The organism is Micromonospora sp. WMMD1219, from assembly GCF_049315215.1.
GTDB classification, from domain to species: domain Bacteria; phylum Actinomycetota; class Actinomycetes; order Mycobacteriales; family Micromonosporaceae; genus Micromonospora; species Micromonospora tulbaghiae.
In genome coordinates, this window is the sequence record NZ_CP186057.1 from 4,402,644 (window position 1) to 4,408,849 (window position 6,206).

The 6,206-nt window shown below is 76.7% G+C and carries 1 protein-coding gene; it reads left to right on the plus strand.

Translation table 11 applies throughout. The features are described 5' to 3' along the window. Positions 1 to 35: 35 nt before the first annotated feature. Complete coding sequence (locus tag ACN27C_RS20840; RefSeq protein ID WP_422747519.1) at positions 36 to 6,188, plus strand: SDR family NAD(P)-dependent oxidoreductase; 6,153 nt, start codon at positions 36 to 38, stop codon at positions 6,186 to 6,188. Positions 6,189 to 6,206: the final 18 nt, after the last annotated feature.

The following is a 6,206-nucleotide window of genomic DNA, read 5'->3' on the forward strand; positions in this document are numbered from 1 at the left end:
CACGGCCGTCGACCCTTCCCAGGCGGGCAGGTGCCGTGAAGCAACAGACCGATCCAGCCCACGCCGTTGTCCTCTCCGCCGCCGATCCGGAGCGGCTACGCCGGTCCGCGCACCGGCTGCGCGAGCACGTCTCCGCCACGGAGCCGGCGCTCGACCTCGCCGACGTGGCGTACACCACGCAGGTCGGCCGGATGCCGTTGCCGCACCGGCTCGCCGTGCGGTGCGCGAGCGTCGCGGAGCTGGTCGGCGGACTCGACGCCTACCTGCGGGGCGAGGCCCGCGACGGGGTGCTGCACGGCGTCGCCGGGGCGCCGTTCGCGCCGGCCGCCGCGCCGACCGACGCCGACGCCGCCGCGGACTGGGTCGGCGGCGGCCTGGTCGACTGGCGGCGGTACTGGCCGGGACCACGCCCGCGGGTGCCGCTGCCCGGCTACCCCTTCGGTGCGGCGCCGCCGGCCCCGCCCGCCGCACCTCCGCGCGACCCGGCCGGGTCGCTGCGGGCCTACCTGGTCGAGGTGTACGCCGAGGTGTCCGGCCTGCCCGCCGAGTCCGTCGACCCGCTCCTGCCGCTGGCCGAGCTGGGCCTGTCGTCGTTCCTCGTCACGCGGCTGACCGCCCGGCTGGAGAGCGACCTGGGGGAACGGTCGCGGACGCTGTTCTTCGAGCACGCCACGCTCGCCGAGGTCGCCGCGGCGCTGGCGGCCGCCGGCCGCACCGCGCCCGCCGGGGCGGTTCCCGCCGAGTCCGCCGAACCCGCCGCCGCACCCGCGGTGCCCACCGGTTCCGCCGCACCCGACACACCGCCCGCCCCGGCCGTCGTGCCGGCCACGGCCGTCGTGCCGGCCCCGGCGGTCGCCGCGGAGCGGGAGCCGGGGGAGGAGCGCGACACGGAGATCGCGGTGATCGGCGTCGCGGGACGCTACCCGCGCTCGCCCGACCTCGACGCGTTCTGGGACAACCTCGCCGGCGGCCGCGACTGCGTCACCCCGCACCCGCCGGAGCGCGCGCGACCGGGATGGCCGACCCACCTCATGGACGGCGGGTACCTCGACGACGTCGACCGGTTCGACCCGCTGCTGTTCGGCATCACCCCCCGCGACGCCGCCCTGATGGACCCGCAGGAGCGGCTGTTCCTCGAAGTGACCTGGGCCGCGCTGGAGAGCGCCGGGTACACCCGCGCCCGGCTCCGGGAGCGGCACCACTCCTCGGTCGCCGTGTACGCCGGCGCGATGTGGAACGAGTACCCGCTGTTCGGGGCGGAGCGGACCCTGCGCGGCGTCCCGCAGGACTCCGGCGCGACGCTCGGCGGCATCGCCAACCGGGTGTCGTACTGCTTCGACCTGCACGGCCCCAGCCTGACCGTGGACACGATGTGCTCCTCCGCGCTCGTCGCGCTCGACCTCGCCGTGCAGAGCCTGCGGCGCGGCGACGCCGAACTGGCGGTGGCCGGCGCCGTGAGCCTGTCGCTGCACCCGAACAAGTTCATCCAGCAGCACCGGATGAAGCTCACCGCGAGCGACAGGCGCAGCCGGACCTTCGGCGCCGGCGGCGACGGGTTCGTACCGGCCGAGGGGGTCGGCGCGCTGATCCTCAAGCCGCTGCGGCGGGCGCTCGACGACGGCGACCCGGTGCACGCCGTGATCCGCGGCACCGCGGTCGTCCACGCCGGACGGACGAACGGCTACATCGTGCCCAGCCCGGTCGCGCAGGCCGACGTGGTACGGCGGGCGCTGCGCGACGCCCGCACCGGACCCGCCGAGATCGGCTACGTGGAGGCGCACGGCGCCGGCACGGCACTCGGTGACCCGGTCGAGATCGACGGCCTGACCCGGGCGTACCGGGACGCGGCCGGGACCGACCTGCCGCCGGGCGGCATCCCGATCGGCTCGGTGAAGTCGACGATCGGGCACACCGAGGCCGCCGCCGGGCTCGCCGGTCTCACCAAGGTCATCCTGCAACTGCGGCACGGCGTGCTCGCGCCGTCGCTGCACGCCGACGAACTCAATCCGAACATCCCCTGGGACGCCGTGCCGTTCCGGGTGCAGCGGCAGCGGGCCGAGTGGACCGGTCCCCGGGTCGCGGGCGTCAGCTCGTTCGGCGCCGGGGGCACCATCGCCCACGCGATCGTCGCCGCGCCACCCGCCCGTACCCGGCCGGTCGCGCCGCCCGGACCGCAGCTCGTCGTCCTGTCCGCCTACGACGAGGACCGCCTCGACGAGGTGGTGCGACGGCTCGTGGCGTACCTGCGCCGGGACCGCGGACCGAGCACGGCGGACCTCGTCGCGGCGGTCCGGCGGATCGCCGCCGGGGAGCATGCCGGCTCGGCCGCCGACCACGCCGCAGCGCTGCTGGCGCACGACGGGCCGGCCCTCGCCGACATCGCCTACACGCTCCAGATCGGCCGGGAGCCGCTGCGGCAGCGGCTGGCGGTCGTGGTCGAGGACGTCGCGACGCTGTGCGAACGCCTCGCCGCCTACCGCACCGACCCCGCCGTGCTGCGCGGGCGCGCCCCCGCGGCACCGGACCCGGACGCCGCGCCGCCGGCCGGGGCGAGCCTGACCGACCTCGCCCGGCACTGGGTGAACGGCGGAGCCGTCGACTGGGCCGCGCTCCACGAGCCGGGCCGCATCGTCGTGGACCTGCCGGCGTATCCGTTCGCTCGCATGCGGTGCTGGGTGCCCGAGGACGTACCGGCCGGTGCCGGGCCCTCCGGCACGCAGACGCCGATCGCCGTGCCGTCGCCGGCCGCCGTGCCGACGCCGGCAGTCGGGGCGTCACCGGCAGTCGGGGCGTCGCCGGCAGTCGGGGCGTCGCCGGCAGTCGGGGCGTCGCCGGACGTCGCGGCGACGCCGACGCCGGTCGTCGAGCCCGCGCCGGCCGCGGACGTGCCGCTCTACGCCAAGGGGTGGGAACCGGACCCCGATCCCGGACCGGCCGTGTCGCCGGTGGCCGGGGTGATGCTGTGCGTCGGCGGCAGTCCCGATCTCGTCGCCCGCCTCGGCGGCCTGGCCGTGCACGACGTGGCGGACCTCGCCGCCGTGCTGTCCCGCGTGCCCGGCGTCGGCGGACTGGTCGGCCTGCCCGGCGGACCCGGCTGGGAGACCCGGGTACGGATGGTGCAGCGGCTGCTGGCCGAGCGTCCCACCACGCCGTTGCGGATCCTGGAGACGGCCGTCGACGACGTCCGCACGGCCGGCTTCGTCAAGATTCTCGGCGCCGAGTACGCCCGCGTCACCGCCACCGTGCTGCACACCGACCGTCCCGGCGACGACACCGACCTCGCCGCCCGGATCCTGGCCGAATGGGTACGGGCCGACGCCTACGGCGAGGTCCGGTACGCCGGCGGCCGGCGCTTCCGGCCGCGCCTGGACCTCGTACCGGCGCCCCATGCGCCGCTGCGGTGCGACCCGGCCGGGGCGTACCTGGTGACCGGCGGCACCCGGGGCGTCGGCGCGCTCGTCGCCCGGCACCTGGCCGCGCACGGCGCCCGGTCGATCGCCCTCGTCGGCGTCCACGCGGACACCGGGGTCGCGGACGACCTGCGCGCCCGCGGCGTGCGCGTGCTCCAGCACGCCGGCGGGTTCCCCGGTGTCGAGGAGTTCCTGCGGCAGGTCCGCGCCGAACTCGGCCCGCTGCGGGGCGTCGTGCACTGCGCCGGTGTGGAGAGCCGCGGCAACCCGGCGTTCCTGCACAAGGACCTGGCGGACGTACGTGCGGTGATGGCGCCCAAACTGGACGGCTTCGAGACCCTGGCGCCGCTGTGCGCCGCCGACCCGCTCGACTTCTTCCTGGTGTTCTCCTCGGTGTGCGCCACGGTGACCGGGCTGGCCGCCGGGGTCTCCGACTACGCCGCCGCGAACATCGCCGTCGACGAGCTGGTCCGCGCGCGGATCGCCGCCGGCCGTACCGAGTTCCGTTCGGTCGACTGGCCGCAGTGGGCACAGACCGGGTCCACGAGCGGCCGCCCCAACCCGTGCGCGCCGGCCGGGCTCGCCCCGCTGGACGACGCCGCCGGACTACGCGTCGTCGACCGCGTGCTCGCCCTGCCGGCCGGTGCGGTGGTGCTGCCGTGCCCGCCGCTCGGCGACGCCCCCGACCCGGACGCCCTGCTGCGGCTGCGCCCGCGCCGTCCGGCGCCGGCGGCACCCACCGCCACGACCGGCGCTCCGCCCGCCGGTACGCCCGCCCCGGGCTCAGCCCCGGCCTTGTCCTCGATCCCAGCCTCGTCCTCGGCGCCGGCCCCGTCCTCGGCCTCGGCCTCGCCGTCGGCCGTGGCTACGGGCGCGGCACCAGGTTCGGCTCCGGCCCCGGTCACGGGAACTGCGCCGGCCCTGACTACGGGCACGGTTTCGGCCGAGGTGGCGTCGGGCGGGCCGGCGGCTCCGCCGGGGTGGCTCGTGGGCATCTTCTCGGCGGCGCTGGGCATCCCGGAGCGCGACCTCGACCCGACCGTCGAGTTCGGCGACCTGGGCGTGGACTCGGTGCTGCTCGGCGAGCTGCTGGTGCGCATCGAGGAGCGGCTCGGCACCCACCTCGACCCGGCGACGCTGCTGCTGCACCCCACGCTGGAGCGGCTCACCGCCCACCTCGGCGTGCAGGCCGCGCCCCCCGAGCCCGAACCGGTGACCGCGCCCGTACCCGTGACTCCGCCCGAGGCGGTGACCTCACCCGAAGCGGTGACGGCGCCCGTACCCGTGACTGCGCCCGTACCCGTCGATGAGCCTGTGCCGACGGCGGCGCAGGCGGCCGGCGGCCGGACGCGGGCGGACCTGGACGGACGGGTGGCCGTGATCGGCATGGCCTGCCGGTTCCCGGGGGCGACCGACGTCGCGACGCTGTGGGACAACCTGCTGCACGGGCGCTGCGCGGTCACCGAGGTGCCGGCCGAGCGCTGGGACCACCGCCGCTGGTACTCGCCAGAGCCCGGCCTCGGGCGGTCGATCAGCAAGTGGGGCGGCTTCGTCGAGGGCATCGAGTGGTTCGACCCCGGCTACTTCGACATGGGCGACGACGAGGCCCGCTGTCTGGACCCGGCGATCCGGATGTTCCTGGAGGGCACCGCGGAGTGCCTCGCGGAGGCCGGGTACGCCCCGGACGAACTGCGCGGCCGGCGCGTCGCCGTCGTGGCCGGAGCGCGGCTGTCCGACTACGGCCGGCGCGTCCCGATCCGCACCGACGTCCTGCGCTCCGACCAGAACTTCATCGCCGCCCGCGTCGCGCACCACTTCGACCTGCGTGGCCCGAACCTGGTCGTCGACAGCGCCTGCTCGTCGTCGCTCGTCGCGGTGCAGGTCGCCTGCCGCAGCCTGCTCGCGGGGGAGTCGGAGCTGGCGGTCGTCGGCGGCGTCGAGGTGCTGCTCGACCCGGAGACGTACCTCGATCTGAGCGCCGCCCGGGCGCTGTCCCCGACCGGCCGGTGCTGGACGTTCGACGAACGCGCCGACGGCTTCGTACCCGGCGAGGGCTGCGGCGTGGTGCTGCTCAAACCGCTGGCGGCCGCGCTCGCCGACGGCGACCGCGTCCACGCCGTGATCGACGGCGTCGCGGTGAACAACGACGGGCACACCATGGGCGTCACCACCCCCAGTCCCGCCGCCCAGGCCGACGTGGTCCGGCAGGCGCTGGCCGCCGCCGGCCGCCGTCCCGCCGACATCGCGATGCTGGAGGCCCACGGCACCGGCACGCTCATCGGCGACCCGATCGAGCTGCGCGCCCTCAACGACGTCTTCGGCGACCGGCCCGGCGGCCGGATCGAGATCGGCAGCGTGAAGTCGAACCTGGGCCACCTGCTCAGCGCCGCCGGCATGGCCGGGCTGTTCAAGGTGGCGCTCGCCCTGGAACACGGCACGATCCCGCCGACGCTGTTCTGCGACACCCCGAACCCGCGGTTCGACTTCGACCGCTCGCCGCTGCACCCCACCACGGAACCGGTCGGCTGGCCCGCCGGATCCGAACGCGTGGCCGGCGTCAGCTCGTTCGGTCTCGGCGGCACCAACGCCCACCTCGTGCTCAGTGGCGCGCCACCGGGGCCGGTCCGCCGGGCGCCGCTGCCCCGGCCGGTGTTCCGCCGCCGGCGGCTGTGGCTCGACGGCGAGGCGCCGGCCGGGGCGCCACCCCCGGCCCGGCCGGACGCGGGCGAGCCACTCACGGCGTCCCTGCTGCGACTGCAACTCGTCACCACCGACTGACCAGCGAACCGGAGGCAG